Origin of the sequence: Rhodococcus sp. MS16, assembly GCF_013277795.1 — a bacterium.
Classification (GTDB): Bacteria; Actinomycetota; Actinomycetes; order Mycobacteriales; family Mycobacteriaceae; genus Rhodococcus_F; species Rhodococcus_F globerula.
This window is the reverse complement of the sequence record NZ_VBTM01000005.1, coordinates 205,334-226,526: the sequence shown is the minus strand read 5'-3', so window position 1 is coordinate 226,526 and position 21,193 is coordinate 205,334. Positions and strand designations below refer to the sequence as shown.

At 61.7% G+C, this 21,193-nt stretch carries 22 protein-coding genes; 16 read left to right on the top strand and 6 right to left on the bottom strand.

The features are described from left to right. Positions 1 to 3: 3 nt before the first annotated feature. The 6 genes from FEZ60_RS13865 (at position 4) to FEZ60_RS13840 (ending at position 6,160) form a co-directional block, all read left to right on the top strand. Positions 4 to 363: a nuclear transport factor 2 family protein gene (locus FEZ60_RS13865; RefSeq protein ID WP_172936311.1), complete on the top strand. Its 360-nt coding sequence runs from the start codon at positions 4 to 6 to the stop codon at positions 361 to 363. Then, positions 357 to 1,148, top strand: coding sequence for an SDR family oxidoreductase (locus tag FEZ60_RS13860; protein WP_172936310.1), 792 nt, complete (start codon positions 357 to 359; stop codon positions 1,146 to 1,148). Before FEZ60_RS13865 ends, FEZ60_RS13860 begins: the two co-directional genes overlap by 7 nt. A 38-nt stretch (positions 1,149 to 1,186) precedes the next feature. Further along, positions 1,187 to 2,329 (top strand): sulfotransferase, encoded by a 1,143-nt coding sequence (locus FEZ60_RS13855; RefSeq protein ID WP_172936309.1) that lies wholly within the window; start codon positions 1,187 to 1,189, stop codon positions 2,327 to 2,329. Between the two features lie 35 nt (positions 2,330 to 2,364). Beyond that, complete coding sequence (locus FEZ60_RS13850; RefSeq protein ID WP_045063830.1) at positions 2,365 to 3,426, top strand: DUF1214 domain-containing protein; 1,062 nt, start codon at positions 2,365 to 2,367, stop codon at positions 3,424 to 3,426. 119 nt (positions 3,427 to 3,545) lie between these two features. Continuing rightward, complete coding sequence (locus FEZ60_RS13845; protein ID WP_172936308.1) at positions 3,546 to 5,159, top strand: ABC transporter substrate-binding protein; 1,614 nt, start codon at positions 3,546 to 3,548, stop codon at positions 5,157 to 5,159. 125 nt (positions 5,160 to 5,284) lie between these two features. Then, the gene (locus tag FEZ60_RS13840; protein ID WP_172936307.1) at positions 5,285 to 6,160 is read left to right on the top strand and encodes a TIGR03619 family F420-dependent LLM class oxidoreductase; all 876 of its coding nucleotides are present in this window, start codon (positions 5,285 to 5,287) and stop codon (positions 6,158 to 6,160) included. A gap of 5 nt (positions 6,161 to 6,165) precedes the next feature. Here FEZ60_RS13840 and FEZ60_RS13835 read toward each other — a convergent pair whose 3' ends face one another. Beyond that, positions 6,166 to 6,726 carry a TetR family transcriptional regulator gene (locus tag FEZ60_RS13835; RefSeq protein ID WP_172936306.1) on the bottom strand — a complete coding sequence of 187 codons (561 nt, stop codon included), beginning with the start codon at positions 6,724 to 6,726 and terminating at the stop codon, positions 6,166 to 6,168. Positions 6,727 to 6,861: 135 nt separating this feature from the next. Here FEZ60_RS13835 and FEZ60_RS13830 point away from each other — a divergent pair, with 135 nt between their 5' ends. After that, positions 6,862 to 7,884: an ABC transporter permease gene (locus tag FEZ60_RS13830; RefSeq protein ID WP_172936305.1), complete on the top strand. Its 1,023-nt coding sequence runs from the start codon at positions 6,862 to 6,864 to the stop codon at positions 7,882 to 7,884. A 38-nt stretch (positions 7,885 to 7,922) separates the two neighbouring features. Here the strand turns inward: FEZ60_RS13830 and FEZ60_RS13825 are convergent, their stop codons facing one another. Further along, entirely contained in the window at positions 7,923 to 9,854 is a 1,932-nt protein-coding gene (locus FEZ60_RS13825) for an acyl-CoA dehydrogenase (protein WP_033235472.1), read from the bottom strand. A gap of 43 nt (positions 9,855 to 9,897) precedes the next feature. Next, on the bottom strand, positions 9,898 to 10,245 hold the full coding sequence (locus tag FEZ60_RS13820) for a hypothetical protein (protein WP_033235471.1): 348 nt from the start codon (positions 10,243 to 10,245) through the stop codon (positions 9,898 to 9,900). A 110-nt stretch (positions 10,246 to 10,355) separates the two neighbouring features. Here FEZ60_RS13820 and hemL point away from each other — a divergent pair, with 110 nt between their 5' ends. From hemL to FEZ60_RS13785, 7 genes are all read left to right on the top strand, one after another. Beyond that, entirely contained in the window at positions 10,356 to 11,681 is a 1,326-nt protein-coding gene (gene hemL / locus FEZ60_RS13815; RefSeq protein ID WP_051730613.1) for a glutamate-1-semialdehyde 2,1-aminomutase, read from the top strand. A 59-nt stretch (positions 11,682 to 11,740) separates the two neighbouring features. Beyond that, positions 11,741 to 12,400: a histidine phosphatase family protein gene (locus FEZ60_RS13810; RefSeq protein WP_033235469.1), complete on the top strand. Its 660-nt coding sequence runs from the start codon at positions 11,741 to 11,743 to the stop codon at positions 12,398 to 12,400. After that, positions 12,397 to 13,008 (top strand): TlpA disulfide reductase family protein, encoded by a 612-nt coding sequence (locus tag FEZ60_RS13805; protein ID WP_033235468.1) that lies wholly within the window; start codon positions 12,397 to 12,399, stop codon positions 13,006 to 13,008. Before FEZ60_RS13810 ends, FEZ60_RS13805 begins: the two co-directional genes overlap by 4 nt. After that, entirely contained in the window at positions 13,005 to 13,835 is an 831-nt protein-coding gene (locus FEZ60_RS13800) for a cytochrome c biogenesis CcdA family protein (protein ID WP_033235467.1), read from the top strand. Before FEZ60_RS13805 ends, FEZ60_RS13800 begins: the two co-directional genes overlap by 4 nt. Then, the gene (locus FEZ60_RS13795) at positions 13,832 to 15,496 is read left to right on the top strand and encodes a cytochrome c biogenesis protein ResB (protein WP_172936304.1); all 1,665 of its coding nucleotides are present in this window, start codon (positions 13,832 to 13,834) and stop codon (positions 15,494 to 15,496) included. Before FEZ60_RS13800 ends, FEZ60_RS13795 begins: the two co-directional genes overlap by 4 nt. Beyond that, a complete protein-coding gene (gene ccsB / locus FEZ60_RS13790; protein WP_045063821.1) occupies positions 15,493 to 16,455 on the top strand; it encodes a c-type cytochrome biogenesis protein CcsB in 963 nt (320 codons plus the stop codon). Before FEZ60_RS13795 ends, ccsB begins: the two co-directional genes overlap by 4 nt. A 177-nt stretch (positions 16,456 to 16,632) precedes the next feature. Continuing rightward, the gene (locus FEZ60_RS13785; protein WP_172936303.1) at positions 16,633 to 18,279 is read left to right on the top strand and encodes a MinD/ParA family protein; all 1,647 of its coding nucleotides are present in this window, start codon (positions 16,633 to 16,635) and stop codon (positions 18,277 to 18,279) included. A gap of 119 nt (positions 18,280 to 18,398) precedes the next feature. Here the strand turns inward: FEZ60_RS13785 and FEZ60_RS13780 are convergent, their stop codons facing one another. Both FEZ60_RS13780 and FEZ60_RS13775 read right to left on the bottom strand, forming a co-directional pair. Beyond that, the gene (locus FEZ60_RS13780) at positions 18,399 to 18,605 is read right to left on the bottom strand and encodes a hypothetical protein (protein WP_033235464.1); all 207 of its coding nucleotides are present in this window, start codon (positions 18,603 to 18,605) and stop codon (positions 18,399 to 18,401) included. 138 nt (positions 18,606 to 18,743) lie between these two features. Then, on the bottom strand, positions 18,744 to 18,950 hold the full coding sequence (locus FEZ60_RS13775) for a BldC family transcriptional regulator (RefSeq protein WP_033235774.1): 207 nt from the start codon (positions 18,948 to 18,950) through the stop codon (positions 18,744 to 18,746). A 285-nt stretch (positions 18,951 to 19,235) separates the two neighbouring features. Here FEZ60_RS13775 and FEZ60_RS13770 point away from each other — a divergent pair, with 285 nt between their 5' ends. Both FEZ60_RS13770 and FEZ60_RS13765 read left to right on the top strand, forming a co-directional pair. Further along, complete coding sequence (locus FEZ60_RS13770; protein ID WP_230590287.1) at positions 19,236 to 19,574, top strand: DUF4229 domain-containing protein; 339 nt, start codon at positions 19,236 to 19,238, stop codon at positions 19,572 to 19,574. Continuing rightward, positions 19,571 to 20,674, top strand: coding sequence for a pyridoxal-phosphate dependent enzyme (locus FEZ60_RS13765; protein ID WP_172936302.1), 1,104 nt, complete (start codon positions 19,571 to 19,573; stop codon positions 20,672 to 20,674). Before FEZ60_RS13770 ends, FEZ60_RS13765 begins: the two co-directional genes overlap by 4 nt. On the opposite strand, the gene FEZ60_RS13760 is transcribed toward FEZ60_RS13765, so the two are convergent. Further along, on the bottom strand, positions 20,640 to 21,176 hold the full coding sequence (locus FEZ60_RS13760) for a GNAT family N-acetyltransferase (protein ID WP_172936301.1): 537 nt from the start codon (positions 21,174 to 21,176) through the stop codon (positions 20,640 to 20,642). The two genes, FEZ60_RS13765 and FEZ60_RS13760, sit on opposite strands and share 35 nt — an antisense overlap. Between the last annotated feature and the right edge of the window lie 17 nt (positions 21,177 to 21,193).

Sequence of the window (21,193 nt, the reverse complement as noted above, 5' to 3'; positions counted from 1 at the left end):
TTCATGCCTGACAGGGCTGAAATCATTTCTGTCGTAGAAGATTACGTCAAGTATCTCGGAAGCCACGATGTTGACAATCTGGTTGCGCTGTTTGCCGCCGACGCCGTTCAACACGAACCGTTGGGTGTCAAGACCTATCGCGGGGTCGACGAGATTCGCGCATTCGACACGGCAAACGCGCAGGTCGACTTCACAGTCAGCCTGCTCGGTCCGATTTCGGTGACGGGAAAGTACGCAGCAATGCAGCTTCGGGTGCAGCGCGTCGGTATGGCCGACTTCGCTGCCTCCGACCTGTTCGAGTTCGACGAGAACTGCAAGATCGTTTCTCTGAGTGTGGTTCTCGATCCGCAGGCACTGTGTTGAGCGCTCAGGGCCTGCTGGCCGGCAAAGTTGTCGTGGTCTCGGGAGTCGGCCCGGCACTGGGTCGTTCGATTGCAGTGCAGAGTGCGGCGGCCGGTGCGAAGGTTGTTCTGGCCGCCCGCACGTCCGAGCGTTTGGAATCGGTGGCAACCGAGATCCGTGATCGCGGCGGAATCGCTTTGGCGGTACCGACGGATCTCACCGACGTCGATTCGATTGCGTCGCTGGCGAAGACTGCCGTTGCCGAGTTCGGTGCCGTGGATTGCCTTGTGAACAATGCCTTTGTCCAACCGGCGCAGGTCCCATTGCTTGAAGCTGACATGGCTTCCATCCAGTCGGGCATCGACATCAACTTGCTTGCGGCGTTGAACGTCACACGCGCATTGGTGCCGGCATTGACCGAGGCGCAGGGGTCCGTCGTGATGGTCACGTCCATGGTGCTGCGCAATCAGCTTCCCGGGTTCGGGGCATACCGCGTGATGAAAGCCGGACTTCTGGCAATGGCCCGCAGTCTGTCGATCGACCTCGGTCCCAAGGGGATTCGAGTCAACTCCGTTGCCCCCGGCTATATCTGGGCGGACTCGGTCAAGAACATGTTCGAGAAGAAGGCTGCGGCCACCGGAGTCGACCCCAAGGTCATTTACGACGAGATCGCAGCGGGCGCCGATCTGCGCCGGCTACCAGAACCCGATGACATTGCCAACGCTGTCGTCTTCCTCCTGTCCGATTCGGCCAGGGCCATCGCCGGGCAATGTCTCGACGTCAACTGTGGTCACACGCACCACTGATCAACACACAAGACCGATCAATTTTCAAAGGACGTGTCATGACACAGGATTACGACGGCATTGGTTCCATCGAGGACTTGCACCAGGCAGCGTGCGAAGAAGCCGGGTACGACGACTTCGGTAACGACGGCTATCTCGAAGGGCTTCGGGTTCTGCTCGAGTCGTTCCAGCAGGAAGCCGACCTCACTCCGCACGGCAAGGTGATCGCTCGCAAGATGATCATCGGAGCGCTCGCGGGACGCCTGAAAAGCGAGGCCGGATTCGCGAAATACCCCGAGCACGTCGATGTTCCGATCGAGCGTCCGATCTTCGTAGTCGGGTTGACCCGGACCGGCAGCACCGCGCTACACCGGTTGCTGGGCGCTGACCCGGCACATCAGGGGGCCGAGATGTGGCTCGCCGAGACGCCGCAGCCGCGCCCCGAGCGCGACAAGTGGTCGGAGAACGAAGATTACGTTCGCTCAGACGCCTTCTACCGAGCCCGTCAGCGCAACGAGGCTGACCTGATGAAGGTGCATTTCATGGGGGCGGAGGAGGTCGAGGAATGTTGGCGTCTACTGCAGCAGACGATGCTCTCGACCGCGTTCGAGACCGTTGCGTACGTACCGAGTTACACCCGGTGGCTGGCGAAGCAGGACTGGACCGAAACGTATGCGCGGCACAAGAAGAACCTGCAGTTGATCGGGCTGCACGATTCGGATCGACGATGGGTGCTCAAGAGTCCGAGCCACGTCTTCGCGATCGACGAGATCATGTCGGTCTATCCCGACGCGTTGTTCGTTCGCACCTTCCGTGACCCCCTGACATCGATGGCGTCCACTTTCAGCCTTGCGGAGCAGGGCGGACACGACATGTCGAAGGCCTTCGACCGTCCGGCCATCGGACGCACCCAACTCGACCTGTGGGCGCGCGGTAACGCGAACTTCAACAATGCCCGTACCCGTTACAACTCCGATCAGTTCATCGACGTCGACTACAAGGACTTCATCTCCGACGCTGTCGGCACCGTCGAAAAGATCTATGCACAGTTCGACCTGCCATTCACGGACGAGGCTCGCGCAGCGGTGGATGCGTCGCATCAGGCGAGCCTCGCAGAACACCGTCGTCCGTCACACCGCTATTCGCTCGAGGAGTTCGGCGTGAGCGCCGCCGACGTCGAAGCGAAGTTCGCCGCCAGCTGATTGCTCGAAAAATCTACTAGAACAAGGAGACTCATATGAACGCTACTTGGGAAAAGTTCTGCGCAGATCTGCTCGAGGTCGGGAAGGTCCTCGAAGACGAGATCGTTCCTCAGGATCCGCTGACGCAGGCCGAGGGCGTCCGCTACCTGAGTCGGTTGCTCCGCTACGGTACAATCAACTGTGTCGAGTACACCGATCCGCGGTGGCCGCAGTTCACGTCCGCACCGAACCCGAACATGATGACGAAGATCGGTGCCGACAACCCGGACAACGTTTACATGCGCGCCAACATTTCCGGTAAGTACAGCTACCGGATCATCGGCAGTCGGGGCACGGTTCCGCTGATCACGTTCGGTTCACGCATCAACCGGTACCACATCGACGGCACGATGCTGCAGACCGGCGACCTGCACATCCACGACCTCGAGGTTGACGAGAATGGCCGTTTCGAGTTCATCGCGAGCGTGGACAAGCCGGCGGAAGGTGCCTGGCTGCCGCTGGCGGCCGACAGCAATCTCATCTCCGTTCGACAGACGTATCGGGATCGACGCAACGAGGTACCCGGTGAGCTGAGCATCGAGTGCTTGAACCCGGACGGCGACTTCGAGCCGCTGAGTCCGGAAGAGTTGGGCGTGCGCCTGGGCAAGTCGGTCGGGATCGTGAAGGGGATGGCGGAGACCTTCCTCGAATGGTCGCGCAAATTCCAACCGCACACCAACGAGATCTTCGACTGGGGACAGGACTACTTCCAGAACGCCGGCGGCGATCCGACGATCTTCTACTTGCACGGGTACTGGAAGCTCGCCGAGGACGAGGCGTGGGTCATCGAGACCGAAGTTCCGAACTGCGAGTACTTCAACTTCGTGCTGCAGAACTTCTGGGTGGAGTCGCTCGACTACAACCGGACGAACATCTACATCAACAACCACACCGCAAAGCTCAACGACGACGGAACCCTGACAATCGTAGTGGCGGCAAAGGATCCGGGTTACGGCAACTGGATCAACACCGATTCGCACGCGGAGGGGACCTGGGCGATGCGCTGGATCAAGGCGGACTCCCACCCGATTCCGACGTCGAAGGTAATCAAGCTCTAAAGCAGGCAGACTCACTCGGTCCTGTGTGAACAGTCGTACTACGCGGTCATTTCGGCCGCGTAGTACGACGTTCGCTGCGCGGGACAACGTCACTGATTCATCTTCAGCAGGGGAATCGTATGCACACCACAGTAATTCGGTCCACTACCCGCCTGGTTGCGCTCGGTATTGCCGGTGCACTTCTGTTGACCGGCTGCGCGTCGAGTAGCGGCGACTCCTCGGATGCGAATCCCCAGACGCGCAGTGGTGCAGCTGGGTACGTCGGCGCTCAGGACGCCGGGGAGCCGATAGATGGGGGTGCTCTCACCTTCGGGTCCTATTCGTTCCCTTCCTCGCTGGATCCCACCAAAACTCAGGCTGCCGGCTCGACCGGCGGGACCGAAATGGCCGCAATCTACGACACGCTTGTGCGCAGCGACTCCGCAAGCGGGAGCTTCGTGCCACAGCTGGCGAAGTCGCTGACGAATAATGCCGACTTCACCGCGTACACGGTCACCCTGCCCGAGGGCTTGACCTTCAGTGACGGAAGCCCGCTCAACGCGGAAGCGGTGAAGTGGAGCATCGATCGATTTGTGGCGGGCAAGGGGGATGTATCGCAGTCTTGGCTGAACATTGTGGAGCGGGTCGATACGCCGAACGAGACCACGATCGAATTTGTGCTCAAACGGCCGTGGCGTCAATTTCCGGCACTGTTGTCGCTCGGCCCCGGAATGATCGTTGCGCGAAGTTCCGACGCAGGGGGAGCGTTCACTCCGATCGGGGCCGGGCCGTTCACCTTGGCCAAGTTCGCGCCGCACGAAGAGTTGATACTCGCCGCGCGCCCGGACTATCAGGGAGGTAAACCTCCGCTGGACACGGTGCGTTTTGTTCCCACCTCTGGTGCCCAGGCTCAGTACGAATCGCTGAAGAGCGGTCAGATCGACATGACGTACATCCTTCGCGACGAGGCCGTGATCAAACGCGCTCTCGACGACGGATACTCCGGCTATCTCAGTCCCACCGGTCAGAACGGGATCGGCACGATCAACAACCGCGACGGCAGGCCAGGAGCCGACGTCCGCGTCCGCCAGGCAATCGCGTACGGGGTGGACCCGGAAGCCGTCAATACACGTGCGAACAACGGATTAGGCACTGCCAGTTCCGAACTGGTACCGGTGTCGTCGCGGTGGTTCAACAACACCGAAGGCATACCGTTCGATTCGTCGAAGGCAAAGACCCTGCTCGATCAGGCGAAGGCGGACGGATACGACGGCAAGCTCCGCTACCTCACGACCTCGGAGCCTGGCCAACAGGCCACGGCATTGACGGTGCAGGCGTCGCTGAACGCCATCGGTTTCGACGTCACCATCGACTATGCAACCGACGTCACGGATCTTGTTCGCCGGGTGTACAAAGACCACGATTTTGACATGACCAGGGGCGGCGCTCCGGTCGGGGAGGAAGCGCCGTACATCAATTTGTACAACAGTATGGCCAGTGATTCGAAGAACAATCCTTCCGGTTTTGCAGATCCGGAAATGGACACGCTGATCACAGCTGTGCAGACTGCGCCCACCGACGATGCTGTCCGCGACGCCATCAGCAAGGTGCAGGAGTACGCCAACGCGGCTGTGCCCTACGTAATCTGGGGCCCGGCAGCGGTATTGACGGCGTGGGACGACAACATCCACGGCGTCACACGCAACATCACGGACATCATGTTCTTCGACGAAGCCTGGATTTCACCGAAGTGAGTTGACTGTGCGAGACGATCCGGATGGCCGTCCCGGTCATCAGGATCAGTCGAGTGATTGCCTGCTGCAAGGCATTACGGTCGGGTCTGACATGTCAGTCGAGTAGCGATGAAAATGGTGGAACGATGAAGTGGTCGTTGGCGGGCGCGATGATCGACGCTCTGGAACTGTGCGAGTTGGCTCAGGTTACGGAAGAGGCGGGCTTCGACGGTATCGCAATGCCGGATTCCGTGTTCTATCCGGAGCAGGTGTCGGCGCCGTATCCGTACACCGTTGACGGCAAGCGGATGTGGGCCCCCGAGACGCCGATGCCCGATCCTTTCATAGCGATGACGGCAATGGCTGCGGTGACGTCTCGAATTCAGTTTTACACCAATGTATTCAAGCTTCCGCTTCGTGATCCGTTGTTGACGGCCAAGCAGGTTTCGACCATGGCGGTGATGTCGGGAAACCGCATCGCGATCGGCGTCGGGTTGTCGTGGATTCCCGAGGAGTTCACCTTCACCGGTACGGAGATGCGTACCCGTGGCGCGCGGACCGACGAAGCGATCGAGATCATCAAGGCCGTATGTGCCGGTCGTGGTCCGGAATGGGTTGAATACCACGGCAAACACTACGATTTCGATGCTCTGATGATCAGTCCGGCTCCGGAGATCCCCGTACCGATCTACATCGGCGGCCACAGTGAACCGGGATTGCGCCGCGCCGCGAGGCTGGCTGACGGGTGGATGTCGGTGAACACCACTAAAGACGAATTGGCTTCGGCCATCGACCGTCTGACGCAGTTGCGGGCCGAGTTCGGCCGTGCCGACGTCCCCTTCGAGATCAACGTCTCGCCCACCGACGTACGCGACATCGATGGATACCGCGAACTCGAGGAGTTGGGCGTCACGGAAATCAGAGTGTCGCCGTGGTATCGCTACGGCGTAGACCCCGGAGATCGTCAGGGAAGACTCGACTCGATTCGAAAATTTGCCGACGAGGTTATTTCCCAGTACTGATCTGCTCAGTACTGATCTATCAGGGTCTGCATCGCCCGGCCGTAGAGTTTTGCCACCTTGTCCCGATCTGCGGTCGGCGCGATGCTCTCGGTGCTGAGCGCGCTCAGCAACCCCGACACCTGGGCGGAGACAAGCAGTGCCCGGGTGTAGGTGTCGTCGCCCGGTAAACGGGCGGCGAGGTTGGTGGCAAATGTGCTTGTCATTTCCCTCAATCGTCCGCGGATGCGGGGACTGTCGGATGCGCGTGTCAGCGCCGTGAACACCGACAGCATTCGGGCGTCTGCCTTGCCGAGGAGAAACGATGCGATTTGCTCGCCGAGTGTGTCGAGCGGACCGTCGAACTGGCCCTCGAAGTAATCCTCGACCGGTGTGGTTTCGAGGAACAGTGCTTCCTTGGATCCGAAATGCCGGATGACCAGAGCCGGATCGATACCGGCAACCTTCGCGATTGCCCGAACGGATGTGCCGCCGAACCCGTGCTCGCCGAACAGTTGGAATGCTGCGGCGCGAATCGCCTCGGGCGTCGAGGGATGATCCGCCTCTGGCGTCTGTCCACTAGGTGTCACGCTATCGACCTCTGTGCTCGCTCTCCCGCCGACCCCGTTGTCAACGCTGTTGACTCTATCGTGTCAACGGTGTTGACTGTTGAGTCTGTCAACGGTGTTGACAGCTAGATGCGGTTAGCGAAAAGAGTGTGAAATATGACAGATACCGACGTCAGGGTCCCGAGCGAAGCGGCGAAGGCGATTGAGCCACCCACAAACTGGAAGATGGTGGGCGGCGGACTCGCGTTTCCGCTTTTCTTCGTCATCATGTTCTGCCTGTGCTACGTCAGCGCCTTCCACTCACCGACGCCGAACAACGCGCCGATCGTGGTGGTGGGACCAGCGTCGGTGACCGCGCCCTTGATCGACGGAATCGAAAAAACGTCCGGCGGCAAATTCGACATCGTTGCCACGGATAACGCAGCCGATGCGATCGCTCGGATCGGCAACCGTGACGCCATCGGCGCCATCGAAATCGGTGACACCGTGACCGCGCACATTGCAACCGGTGCCGGTGCCTCCACGGTGTCGGTAGTGACGGGGCTGGCCCATTCCATCGCGGATCAGACGGGGCAGCAGGTGACGTCGGTGGACTCGGCTCCGGTCACCGCGCGTGATTCCTCGACCGTCGGACTGTTCTACTTCCTGATCGTCTGCACCCTCGGTGGTTACCTGACCATGACTGTGCTCAGTCAGGTCGCGCCGAGAATGCGACTGAGAGAGCAATATTCGATTCTCGCCGGCGCGGCAATCCTCACCCCGCTCATCGCCTTCGGAATCACCAGCATCTTCATGCATGCATTTGGCGCGTCGTTCGGTGAGATCCTGCAATTGCTGGGGATTTCGATGGTCTACACCTTCACCGTGGGTGCAGTGTGCATTCTGCTCAACAAACTGCTGGGTCAAGCCGCGATCTTTGCGGTGTTGACGGTACTGGTCTTCATCAACTTCCCGAGTTCGGGCGGCGCTATTCCGGTGTCGTTCCTGCCGGGGTTCTGGCAGCACATTCATTCGTTCTGGCTCGGATCGGCGGCTATGGAGCCCATTCGGTCCGTCATCTACTTCGACGGCAACGGCGCCGGCCAGCACCTGATCGTTCTGGGTGTCTGGTTGGTTGCGGCTCTCGGGTTGACCGGCCTGGTCGCTGCCCGTCAGTCGAAGAAGGCGGCAGCGCAATAAAATTGGTGGGGCCGGGTGCTCCCGGCCCCACCAGATTTCTACTTCAGTCGTACTGCGTCCGTGCCGTCTCCGTCGAGCATCGCCGAACCCAGCAGAGATTCCGGGATTCCGAACCCGTCGATCAAGGTTGCGACATGCGGGCGCAGGGTGCGGCAGCGTTCGTTGATGCCGCGCGTGACGGCCTTCGAGCGCTCGACCGACAGATGCCGGTGCTCCATGAACCAGGCTTTGTCTGCTTCGATGACGGAGAGCGCGTAAAGGTCGCACACCTCGCCGAGAAGATCCTTTGCTGTCTCGTCCTCACATGAATCGATGCCGGCAACAAAGGCTTCCAGGATGACGCGCTCGATGTGCGCCTGCGCGGCTTTCAGCACGTGGTCCTGCACGAAGTTGAAGGCGTCGAACGGATTCTCCTCCCTCTTCTGTGCGGCCTGCAATCTCCGTGCGGCGGTGGAAAGCAGGTACTCTTCGCGGTCCTCGAACATCTTCATCTGAGTGCCGCGATTGAAGAGGCTGCCGTCCTCCTCGTTGTCCTGCCGAGTGTCGACAATCGTCTGCAGGATCTGTTGGGCCGCAGTACGTTTCTTGACCACATCGGAGACCGTCGTAGCGGCGAAACGCATCCAGTCGACCGGGCTCATGCCGCGAACTTCGTCGGCGTAGGACGTGAGCAGTTCCTTGGCGACCAACTGTGTCAGCACATGGTTGTCGCCCTCGAAAGTCGTGAAGACGTCGGTGTCGGCTTTCAATGCGGTGAGACGGTTCTCCGCGAGATAGCCTGCGCCGCCGCAGGCTTCGCGTGCCTCCTGAATAGCGCGAGTGGCATGCCACGTGTTGGCGGCCTTGAGTCCGGCGGCGCGACCCTCGAGTTCACGCTGCTCCTGAGGGTCAGGGTTCTCGCTGCTCTGGATGTCATGCATCGCGGCCACCAGTTCGTTCTGTGCGAACTGCAATGCGTACGAGCGGGCGATCAGCGGCAGCAGGCGCTTCTGATGGACGAGGTAGTCCATGATCAGGACTTCATTGTCACTCTTGGGGGCGCTGAATTGCCTGCGCTGCAGGGCGTACCGACCCGCGATGGCCAAGCCGACACGTGCTGCCGCTGCTGCGGAACCGCCCACGGTGACGCGTCCGCGAACCAACGTGCCCACCATCGTGAAGAAGCGGCGGTTCGGGTTGTCGATTGCGGAACTGTACGTGCCGTCCTCGGCAACGTCGGCGTATCGATTGAGCAGGTTGTCGCGAGGGATACGCACGTGATCGAACATGATGCGCCCGTTGTCGACTCCGGGCAGTCCGCCCTTGAAGCCGCAATCCGACGTCGTGACGCCAGGAAGGTCGTTTCCGGCGGCATCGCGGATCGGAACGACGAAGCAGTGCACGCCCTGGCTTTCGCCTCCGGTGATGAGTTGCGCGAACACTGCTGCGACGGTGGCATGTTCAGCGGCCCCGCCGATGTAGTCCTTACGTGAGGACGGAGTGGGGGAGTCGATGACGAATTCGCCGGTGGCCGCGTCGTAGGTCGCGGTGGTCTCGAGTTCCTGGACATCGCTGCCATGACCGGTTTCGGTCATGGCAAAACACCCGAGAAGTTCCAGGTCGATGAGGGGTTTGACGTAAGCCTGGTGGTGTCGTTCGGTGCCGAGGTTCTCGATGGCTCCGCCGAACAGTCCCCACTGGACGCCGGCCTTGACCATGAGAGACAAGTCGGACATTGCGAGCATTTCGATACTGGTGACGGCGCCGCCCGCATCTCCGGTTCCGCCGTGCGCTACCGCGAAACCGTTTGCGGCATAACCGAGATCGGCAAGAACTCGCATCTGTTCGAGGGTCTTGGAGCGGGCGATGGCGAGATTCGGAGTGAAATGCGGAGCAAAACGCTCGTCGGACAGTTCGCCGCGAACTCGCTCCCGCACCTCCCGCCAGCGTCCGTCGAGAGTATTCCTGAGGTGGTCCGCTGTGGTGGCCATGGGATCGACCCTAGCGCGAGGGTGCGACCTGTCAGCAGTTTCCTCAGCAGTTTCCAGCGGCGCCGGCTTCGATTCCTTCTCGGAACAGTTGTTTGTCGGCTTCCGGCATCGCTTGATACGACGGGTCGTTCTCCACGATTTTCAGGAAGTCCGCCGCAGCGTCCGCCGGGGCTCCGCCGCTCTGCGTCTGCTGCGTGACGTAGACCGATACAGCCGAGCAACCACCGAGAAAGGCAGGCTCGGTCCGGGGCACGGCGGGGACCGAACTGACGGACGAATTGGCAGCGGAAGTCACCGTCGTAGCGCTCGGGGCCTCGGTTTCCCCGTCGGAGCTGCAGGATGTGACAAGAATCGCAACTGGAATCAACAGCGTGGTCAGCAGTCGCCTCATAGCCCAAATAGTCCCATAATTGGCCTGTTGGGGCCGGAAAACGCACTTCGGCGCCGTAACTCCTACACCCTGTCGTTGTCAGATTCGACAGAACTGGGACACTGGAGGTCGTGACTGTGTCTTCCGGTGATTTCGACGTGCATGCAACGAACTCGGCTCGGCTCTTCGAGCGTGCCGGCAAGGTTATTCCAGGCGGCGTCAATTCGCCGGTCCGAGCGTTCGGTTCGGTGGGTGGAACACCCCGATTCATCCGTGAGGCGTCCGGCTACACGCTGACCGACGTCGACGACAACAAGTACGTCGATCTCGTGTCGTCGTGGGGGCCGATGATCCTCGGACACGCCCATCCCGCAGTCGTGGAAGCCGTCCGCGAGGCAGCCCTCGGCGGACTGTCCTTCGGTGCTCCCACCGAAGGTGAAATCGCGCTGGCCGAAGAAATCGTTGCCAGGGTCGCCCCCGTCGAGAAGGTTCGCCTCGTCAACTCCGGCACCGAGGCCACCATGAGCGCCGTGCGCCTGGCTCGCGGATTCACCGGTCGCACCAAGATCATCAAGTTCTCCGGCTGCTATCACGGTCACGTCGACGCATTGCTTGCCGACGCCGGATCGGGTCTTGCCACCTTCGGACTGCCCACATCACCCGGTGTGACCGGCGCACAGGCCGAAGACACCATCGTGGTCCGCTACAACGATCTCGACGCCGTAGCCGCGGCGTTCGCAGCCAACCCGGACGCCGTCGCGTGTGTCATCACTGAGGCCGCTGCCGGAAACATGGGGGCCGTCGCGCCGCTGCCCGGTTTCAACGAGGGACTGCGCGCGCTCACCCGCGAGCACGGCGCTCTGCTGATCATGGACGAGGTGATGACGGGATTCCGCGTCAGCGCGTCCGGTTGGTACGGCATCGACAACGTCGCCGGCGACCTCTACACCTTCGGCAAGGTCATGAGCGGCGGTCTTCCGGCCGCGGCATTCGGCGGTCGCGCCGACATCATGGGCCATCTCGCACCGGACGGCCCGGTCTACCAGGCAGGCACCCTCTCCGGTAACCCGGTTGCCGTCGCTGCCGGTCTCGCCAACCTTCGCGCTGCCGACGCCGAGGTGTACGCCAAGCTCGGAAAGAACGCCACCACCCTCGGCACGCTCATGTCCGATGCGCTCACCGCAGAAGGCGTCGTCCACCAGGTGCAGTACGCGGGCACGCTGGTCAGCGTGTTCTTCTCCGAAAACACCGTCACGAACTACGACGAGGCGAAGGCCGCGCAGACGTGGCGGTTCCCCGCGTTCTTCCACGAACTGCTCGCTCGCGGTGTGTACGCACCGCCGAGTGCGTTCGAAGCGTGGTTCGTCTCGGCCGCGCTCGACGATCGGGCATTCTCGATCATCGCCGACGCTCTGCCGCACGCAGCAAAGGCTGCCGCGGCAGCCGTCAAGCCCTGAGACATGCACGATCCCGCTATTCCTTCAGCCCGTACCTACTTCAGCTAGGACTCTCGACTGTGACCGACGTCGACCATCCAGACCACACGTCCACCCGCACGATCGTGCATGTGCTTCGCCATGGTGAAGTGCACAACCCGCGCGGGATCCTGTACGGACGGCTACCGGGATTCCGGTTGTCGGTGGCGGGTGAGGCGCAGGCACGGGCGGTCGCGGCTGTTCTTGCCGATCACGACATCACCCATGTTGTCGCGTCGCCGTTGCAGCGGGCACAGGAAACCGCGACTCCGATCGCCGAGGCTCACGGCGTCGACATCACGACCGACGACAACGTCATCGAAGCCGGCAACGAGTTCGAAGGCCTCAAGGTTGCCGTCGGTGACGGCGCACTCTCGCGCCCGCGGCACTGGTGGAAGTTGCGCGATCCGTTCACTCCGTCATGGGGCGAGCCCTACCTGCAGATTGCGCATCGCATGCTCGCAGCCGTGAATGCCGCTCGCGTTGCTGCCGTCGGACACGAAGCTGTCATCGTCAGCCATCAGTTGCCGGTGTGGACTTTGCGACGGTTCCTGCAGGGCGAACGCCTGTGGCACGACCCGCGTCACCGCCAGTGCGGCCTGGCGTCGCTCACATCGCTCGTCTACGAAGGCGACACTCTCGTCGACATCATCTACTCCGAGCCGGCAGGCGCATCCGATCCGAGAGTGACTGGAGCATGATTTTCCGCAAGGTCGCAGTAGCAGTCGCCACGGCTGCTGCAGCGATGCTCGTTCTCTCGTCCTGCGCGACCGGCGACGACGCTGTCGCAACGGGCGGCACGTTCGACTTCGTCTCGCCGGGTGGCCAGACGAAGATCTTCTACGATCCGCCGTCCGATCGCGGCACCATCGGAAAGCTCACCGGGCCGGATCTGATGACTGAAGACGCAACTGTCGCCCTCAGCGATTTCGAGGACAAAGTTGTCGTCCTCAATGTCTGGGGCCAGTGGTGTGGCCCGTGCCGCGCCGAAGCCGACGACTTGGAGCAGGTCTACGAGCAGACGCGTGATTCCGGAGTGCAGTTCCTCGGCATCAACGTTCGCGACGACACCAAGAACAAGGCACAGGACTTTGTCGTCGACAACAAGGTCTCGTACCCGTCGATCTACGACCCGTCGATGCGATCGCTGATCGCGCTCGGCAAGGGATACCCGACATCGGTCATCCCGACCACCATCGTCCTCGACCGCCAGCACCGCGTTGCCGCTGTGTTCCTGCAGGAATTGCTTGCCGAGGATCTTCTGCCCGTGGTGGAACGAGTGGCAGCGGAAGAGCCTGCGCAGCAATGACACTCGCAAGTACTGAAACACTCGGCGCCGGCGTCGGTGAAGCATTTCAAAATGCCGCCTCGTCCGGGCCGCTATTTCTTGCACTGGGCGCGTGCCTGCTCGCCGGTCTGGTCTCGTTTGCCTCACCGTGCGTAGTGCCGCTCGTTCCCGGTTACCTGTCCTACCTGGCCGGGGTGGTCGGTGCGGACGCTCCGGCAATCACGGCAGACGAAGCCAGGACGCGAACGATTGCCCGCAGTAGCCGTCTGCGAGTGGCAGGCGCCGCCGGACTTTTCGTGGCCGGCTTCACCGTCGTCTTCGTGTTGGCGACGGCTTCCGTGTTCGGGGTCATCTCCACCCTGCTGATCAACCGCGACGTGCTGATGCGCGTCGGCGGCGTAGTGACTATCGCGATGGGTCTCGTGTTCATCGGCCTGGTGCCCGCGCTGCAGAAAGACGTCCGCTTCGAGCCGCGTCGAGTGTCCTCCCTGGTGGGCGCTCCGCTACTCGGGGGTGTTTTTGCGCTCGGCTGGACGCCCTGCCTTGGCCCGACGCTTGCCGGTGTGATGTCCGTGGCCGCCGGAACCGAAGGTATGACCGCGGCTCGCGGTGTCACGTTGATCGTGGCGTACTGCATCGGGCTCGGCTTGCCGTTCATCATTCTGGCTCTCGGGTCGGCTCGCGCCTTGAACGGTGTCGGTTGGCTGCGCCGCAACGCGCGAACAATTCAGATTTTCGGCGGAATCATGTTGGTGGCGGTGGGTATTGCCCTCGTCACGGGCGCGTGGGACCAGTTCGTCGGCTGGGTTCGTGACGCATTTATCTCGGAGGTGACGCTGCCGATATGACAGCTGACGACAATCACGACAACTCGACTTCGGCATTGCCTCGGCAGTCGACGATCGGCCGAGTCATCGCGCTCGGACGCAACACGTGGCGCGGTCTCACCTCGATGAAGACGGCGCTCGTGCTGCTGTTCCTCCTCGCAATCGCCGCTATTCCAGGCGCGCTGTTGCCACAGCGTTCCCTCAACGAGGGCAAGGTGGCCGAATACATCGCCGCGCGGCCCACCTTGGGTCCGTGGATGGACAAGCTCGAACTGTTCGACGTGTTCAGCAGTTTCTGGTTCACCGCGATCTACGCCCTGCTGTTCATCTCACTCGTCGGCTGCATCCTGCCGCGCTGCGTCGAACACGCAAAGGCTCTGCGTACCCGCCCGGTGGCGGCGCCGCGCAACCTCTCCCGCTTGCCGCACCACACGTCGGCCGTCGTCCCTGGCGAGACGCCCGAACAGTTGGCGGTGCGTCTGTCCAAGGAACTCAAAGGATGGCGCGTCGAGACCCGCACCGACGACGCGCGGTCGAAGCGCGACGGTGAAATCACGATCTCGGCGGAGAAGGGGTACCTCCGTGAATTCGGTAACCTCGTATTCCACCTCTCGCTCGTCGGGCTCCTGATTGCCATCGCCGCCGGAAAGCTGTTCGGCTACGAGGGCAACCGCATCGTGATCGCCAACGACGGACCGGGATTCTGCACGACGTCGCCTGCCGCCTTCGACTCCTTCATCGCCGGACTCGAGCTCGACGGCACCGGGATGACGCCGCTGTGTTTACGGGTCAAGAACTTCGAGGCCGACTACCTCGAAACCGGACAGGCCGAGATGTTCACCTCGGACATCGCGTACCAGTCGGGCGATGACATCGACTCCGACACTTGGCGCGACACGACCATCGCGGTGAACCACCCACTGCGCATTGCCGGTGATCGCGTGTACCTGCAGGGCCACGGTTACGCACCGACCTTCACGGTCACTTTCCCCAACGGGGAGACCCGCACCGAGACTCTGCAGTGGCGACCCGACGATGCCGTCACCTTCCTGAGCAGTGGTGCGATGCGCTTCGACCCGCCAGGCGGCATGTACCCGGATGCCGACGAGCGACGCAAGAATCAGATCGCCATCGAAGGACTGTTCGCGCCGACGGCACTGTTCCACGGAAATCTGCTGTCGTCGAGCTTCCCGGCGATGAACGATCCGGCCGTTGCCATCGACATCTACAAGGGTGACACCGGACTGGACACCGGTAATCCGCAGTCGCTGTTCGAGCTCAACACCGAACTCATCAATCAGGGCCGACTGGTCAAGCAGGAACGTGTCAACCTGATGCCCGGCGAGAGCGCAACATTGGCGGACGGCACGCAGGTACGATTCGACGGCGCCGTCGACTTCGTCAACCTGCAGGTTTCGCACGACCCGGCTCAGCAGTGGGTCCTGGTCTCGGCACTGACGATGATGGCGGGGCTACTGGTTTCGCTGCTGATCAAGCGTCGCAGAATCTGGGCCCGTATCTATCTCGACGACGAACGACGTACGGTAGTAGAGCTCGGCGGACTTGCCCGTACCGACCACGCCGGCTGGGGCGACGAGTTCGATCGTCTCGCAGATCGACTACTAGACAGCCACTCGACTAACTCGGTGACCACACCGCACGTGCAGGAGAATGCCCGATGACAACCAACGAGACTCTCGCTCAGTACAGCGACTGGGCCTTCAAATCAGCCTTTACGGTGCTGGTTCTGGCGTTTGTGCTGCTGATCGTCGAGTACGCGTCGGCTCGCGCCAAATCCGTTCAGGAGAAGGAACTGGTTGCCGCAGGTGGTGGGGACGCCCTCACTCCGGGTCGCGTGACCGAGCAGCCGGTCAAGCCGCTCTCCGAGCGCTTCGGCGGGATGGGCCGCGCAGTCCTGGTTGTCGGCACCGTTCTGATCATCGCGTCGATCGTGCTCCGCGGATTTGCCACCTCGCGATTCCCGCTCGGCAACATGTACGAGTTTGTTGCCATGGCGTGTGCTGCCGCGTTGTTGGTCGGTCACGTTCTGCTGGCCAAGGCAACGTACCGATCGATGTGGGTCTTCCTGCTCGTACCGGTGCTGATTCTGATGTTCCTTGCCGGAACAATCCTCTACGCCGACGCCGCTCCCGTGGTTCCCGCCCTGCGGTCATACTGGCTGCCGATTCACGTGACCATCGTGAGCGTCGGATCCGGCATCTTCATGATCGGTGGCATCGCCAGCATCCTGTTCCTGCTGCGCCTCAAGTTCCCGCCCGGTGAAGAAGGTTCTGGCATCGGTGGCCGGATCGCCGAGCGGCTTCCCGACGCACAGACACTCGACCGCCTGGCGTACAAGAGCACCATCATCGCCTTCCCGCTGTTCGGTGCCGGAGTCATCCTGGGCGCTATTTGGGCGGAAGCGGCCTGGGGCCGGTTCTGGGGCTGGGATCCAAAGGAAACGGTGTCGTTCATCGCCTGGGTGATTTACGCCGCGTACCTGCACGCGCGCGCAACATCCGGTTGGCGTGAGACGAAAGCCGCCTGGATCAACATCGCAGGTTTTGTGGCAATGCTCTTCAATCTGTTCATCATCAACATGGTCGTGTCCGGCTTGCATTCCTACGCGGGGCTGACCTGAGTCGATCCGGTACGGTGGGTTGTCGCCGACCGGTCGGGTTTTGTGCCCGCCAGTGCAGCTGCGGCAGGGTACACGGTAGCCGGGTACCAGCCACGAAACTAGCTACGCGATAGCTGTATGGTCGTGTCTGTATCGGGCTGGGTGATCGACACGGAACAGATTTCGACAGGGGCGGACATGGCTGACAAGAAGGACGACGCGGGAGCGGGGATCTGGGAACCGGTGCGTCCGGCGCCTGCTCCGCATCAGCAGGCCGCACCGAAGCCTGTTCATGCACCGACTCCTGCATCGCCGAAGGATGTTGATCCGGGAATGCGAAGCTTGTTCGTCGCGCCGACGGACAACACAGCGCCGGGCCCCAACGGCCATGACTCCGTACCGATGTACCCGGCGCCGCCGACGCCCCCGCCCGCTACTACTGCCCCGGCTGCAGCGTCGAATCCGATGCCGGCCCCGAACTCGATGCCTGTCCCAAATTCGACGCCTGCCCCCAACGCGGGGCGTGTGCCTGCTATTCAGTACCCCGGTGGGCCTCCCGGGCCGGCAAATGGACACTTTGCGTCCGGGCCATTCGCGGCCTCACTGCCGCCGCAAACCTATGAACCGTCGCCTGGGGTCGGCCGGACGAATGGTGCAGGCAATCCGGGTGCGGTGAATCCTGTTGCGGCGCAACAAGCTCCGGCGCCCCGACCGCAGTTTCCGGCTGCGCCCGCACCTTTGGGGCAGATGCCGCCTGCTGCTCGGGTTCCTGTTTCGCCACCCGTGCCCAACCCTCAGATGCCCAACCCGCAGATGCACGTCCCGCGTCCGCCTGCTGCGGGGCCGGCGTCGATCGTGGGAACGCAGCCCGCGCCCGGTCGGCCGGAATCATCGCTGCCGATGTCGGCGCAAGATCTCTCCAACGCGCTGTTGCTCAAGCCTGTGAAGCCCGCTCCGGTCGGCGGGTGGCGCAAGGCGGTGTACACGTTGTCGGGACGGAGTCTCAACCTCGGTAACGGCGCCAAAGATCAGCAGATGCTCGAGTTGACTCACAAGATCAATCAGCCCATGCAGGGCTGCTACAAAGTTGCGGTACTCAGCCTCAAAGGCGGAGTTGGGAAGACAACGACAACAGCGACTCTCGGCTCGACGTTTGCATCCGTGCGCGGTGATCGCGTCATCGCAATCGACGCGAATCCGGATCGTGGAACGCTCAGTCAGAAAGTTCCTCTCGAAACCCCGGCCACCGTCCGTAACCTTCTGCGTGACGAAGCGACCATCGAGAAGTACAGCGACGTTCGTGGTTACACGTCACAGAGTCGGCACCGTCTGGAAGTGCTTGCCTCCGACAGTGATCCGGCGGTTTCCGAAGCATTCAGCGGGGAGGACTACACCCGCACCGTCACCATGCTCGAAAAGTTCTACAGCATTGTTCTCACCGATTGCGGAACCGGATTGATGCACTCGGCAATGACAGCGGTTCTCGAACAGGCAGATTCGTTGATCGTCGTCAGTTCCGGTTCGGTCGACGGCGCTCGTAGTGCCTCAGCCACCTTGGACTGGCTCGACGCACATGGACACAGCGCGCTGGTCTCCAACGCCGTCGCCGTCATCAATGCGGTACGGCCTGGTTCGGGAAAGGTTGATCTACCCCGGGTAGTCGAGCATTTCGAACAGCGGTGCCGCACCGTTCGGCTGATTCCGTTCGATCCGCACCTCGAAGAAGGCGCCGAGGTTGACCTCGATCGACTTCGGTCCGGGACCCGTGACGCTCTCTTCGAGCTTGCTGCCGCGGTTGCCGACGACTTCCCGCGTTCGCACTACGGACGTCCGCTGCAGCGCTGAAACTTGCACAGGGCGGTGACCCTACAAGCTGCACAGGGCGACCGCCCTACTGCTGTAGGGGCGATCGCCCTGGCATGGGACCTACTGTGACGAATAGGACCTACTGTGACGAATAGGACCTACTGCGACGAATCAGTCGGAGCGCCGTCCTGGCCTCCCTGCTGCTTGCGTCGAGTTTGCTGATTTACGTTCCACAGGAACTCGGGATCGTCGTCAGGTCCCTTCACGCCGCCACCCGAGGCTCGGGAAGTGGGGGACGGTCCGAATGCTTTCCACATCAGGACGACCAATGTCACCAAACCTACTAACGCCAACAGATACAGCACGGCGCACCTCCTTCAAGTACAAGGAAGAGCCTACTCAGTCTCGGGTCTGGATCACCAGAATCCCTGGGACGTGGGTGCGGCTTGGTGCGCCGTGCTGTATTCGGGTAGAGCATTTGGGTAGAGCGCGAGCTCCGGTATTCAGTTGGCTTCGGTGGTCAGCGAGCGCAGAAGCTGCATGACCTCGGTCTCGCGGAAGCGACGGTGTCCGCCCGGAGTGCGAAGTGATCCGAGTCGGCCGGCGTGCGCCCAGCGGGTCACGGTCTTGGGATCTACGTGAAACAGAGCCGCGACCTGGCCGGGTGTCATGAGTGCGTCTGCGGCTACGTTGTATGTTGGTGCGCTCATCTGATGTTCCTCCGTCTTGGCGTCGAACATGTGTTTCGAAACAGTAGCTCAAAACCTACGCCGAGTTTGTTTCGGCGGCCCCTGTCCACGTTCGACCTTTTTTGGATTGGTAGCGCAATGTTTGCACAGAGTTGCCCAGTTAGTCGATCCTTAATATTTAGATAAAGAAAAAGTAAAGGACAAACCGGATAAAGCGGGCCGATTATTTTAGTCGCCCGGAGTAGGTAACCTTGCAGTGTGAGTAAGTTGCCTGAACGTCCGGAAAACCAGCCTTCTACGCCCGACCTGGCCAAGTCGGAGCCCGTTAACTCTGGGCAAGCAATTGCCTCTGGTGGGGTTGTCACGAAGGGGCAATTGGCGAGAGATGTCGTGCTGTACTCGGTTGCCCGACTCGTGCTGGTAGTCGTAATCGGTGCCGTCATCATGTTCGGTGGAAAGGCTGTCGGTGCAGAGGTTCCCCTGCTCGTAGCTGCCTTGTTTGCCGTGTTGATCGCGCTTCCGCTCTCGCTTCTGCTGTTTGCCAAGTTGCGTAAGCGCGTCAATGTCGGCATTGCCGCAGTTGACGCTCAGCGTCGCGAAGATCGCGACGATTTGCGCGCCAAACTGCGTGGTGACCAGCGGTGACCTCGGAGGTGGTCGACGTCTCGCGCCGTAGTGCGAGAAGTTGGGTCGACAACGCGGTCCGACTGATCGAAGCCGACGCTCAGCGCAGCGCCGACACCCACCTCCTGCGGTACCCGCTACCGAACGACTGGCCCGTCCAGCTCTATCTCAAAGACGAGTCGACGCACATCACCGGCAGCCTCAAGCACCGTCTCGCGCGCTCGTTGTTCCTGTACTCCATCTGCAACGGTTGGGTTACCGAACGCACGCCCGTTATCGAGGCTTCGTCCGGATCGACGGCCGTCAGTGAGGCGTACTTCGCGAAGTTGCTGGGGCTCGAATTCGTGGCTGTGATGCCCGCTCACACCAGTCCTGCGAAGATCGCCCTGATCGAAGCGCACGGCGGACGTTGCCATTTCGTCACCGACCCGTCGTCGATCTACTCCGAATCCCAGCGGCTCGCGCGCGAGTCGGGTGGGCACTACATGGATCAGTTCACTCATGCCGAGCGCGCAACGGACTGGCGTGGAAACAACAACATCGCCGCGTCGATCTTCACTCAGCTCGAACGTGAGGAAAACCCGGTCCCGGAGTGGGTTGTCGTCGGCGCAGGCACCGGTGGAACGGGCGCGACCATCGGCCGCTTCCTGCGCTACGGCAAATTCGACACCGGGCTGTGTGTCGTCGATCCCGAACACTCGGTGTTCTTCGACGCCTGGCGGGCCGGTGATCCGTCCATAGTCGGTACTCGCGGCTCGCGAATCGAAGGCATCGGTCGACCTCGCGTCGAGCCTTCGTTTGTCGGTCAGGTCGTCGATCGGATGATCAAGGTGCCCGACGCCGGCTCCATTGCTGCCGCACGTCACGCCAGTGACGCGTTGGGGCGCAAGGTCGGTGGTTCCACCGGAACAAATCTGTGGGGCTCCTTCGCCTTGATTGCGGAGATGATGGCGGCAGGACGAAGCGGCAGCGTCGTCACCTTGCTCTGTGACGGCGGAGAACGCTATTCGGGGACGTACTACAACGATGATTGGGTTGCGTCCGAAGGTATTTCACTCGAGACGCCGACAGCGGTTCTGGACGAGTTCATCCGATCCGGGACGTGGACGGCCGGCGCCTGAGCGTTGGACGGCTCATCGTGATCCTGGGCCATGAATCGAGTCCGGCCGCTTGCTCGTGCGTGCGGATCCGGATGAGATCCGGGGACATCGTGCTCTCGGGTATGCGCTCGAATCCGAGTCGCTCGTAGTAGGGCGCGTTCCAGGGGACGTCGGCAAACGTAGTCAGGGTCACCACGTGGTGATGGTGTGCTCCAGCCCAGTCGGCGATGGAGTCGATCAACTGCGCGCCGAAGCCTTTGCGTGAGTGCAGGGGGTGCACTGATACCTGCTCGATATGAACCCCGACGTCGATGATGTCGACAAGGGCGTATCCGAGAATTGTGTTCGCGGCATCGGTCATCACCCAGATGTGATCGGCTTCGAGGTACTTCGTGAGTTCGTCGAGAGTCGGGGGCGGATCGTCGGCAATAGCGTCCATTCCAACGTCTCGGAAGGGCTCACCCGCGGCTGTTTCGATCAGTTGCAGTGCAGGTAGGTCATCTGGGACAGCCAAGCGAATCACAGAATCCGTTGTACCTC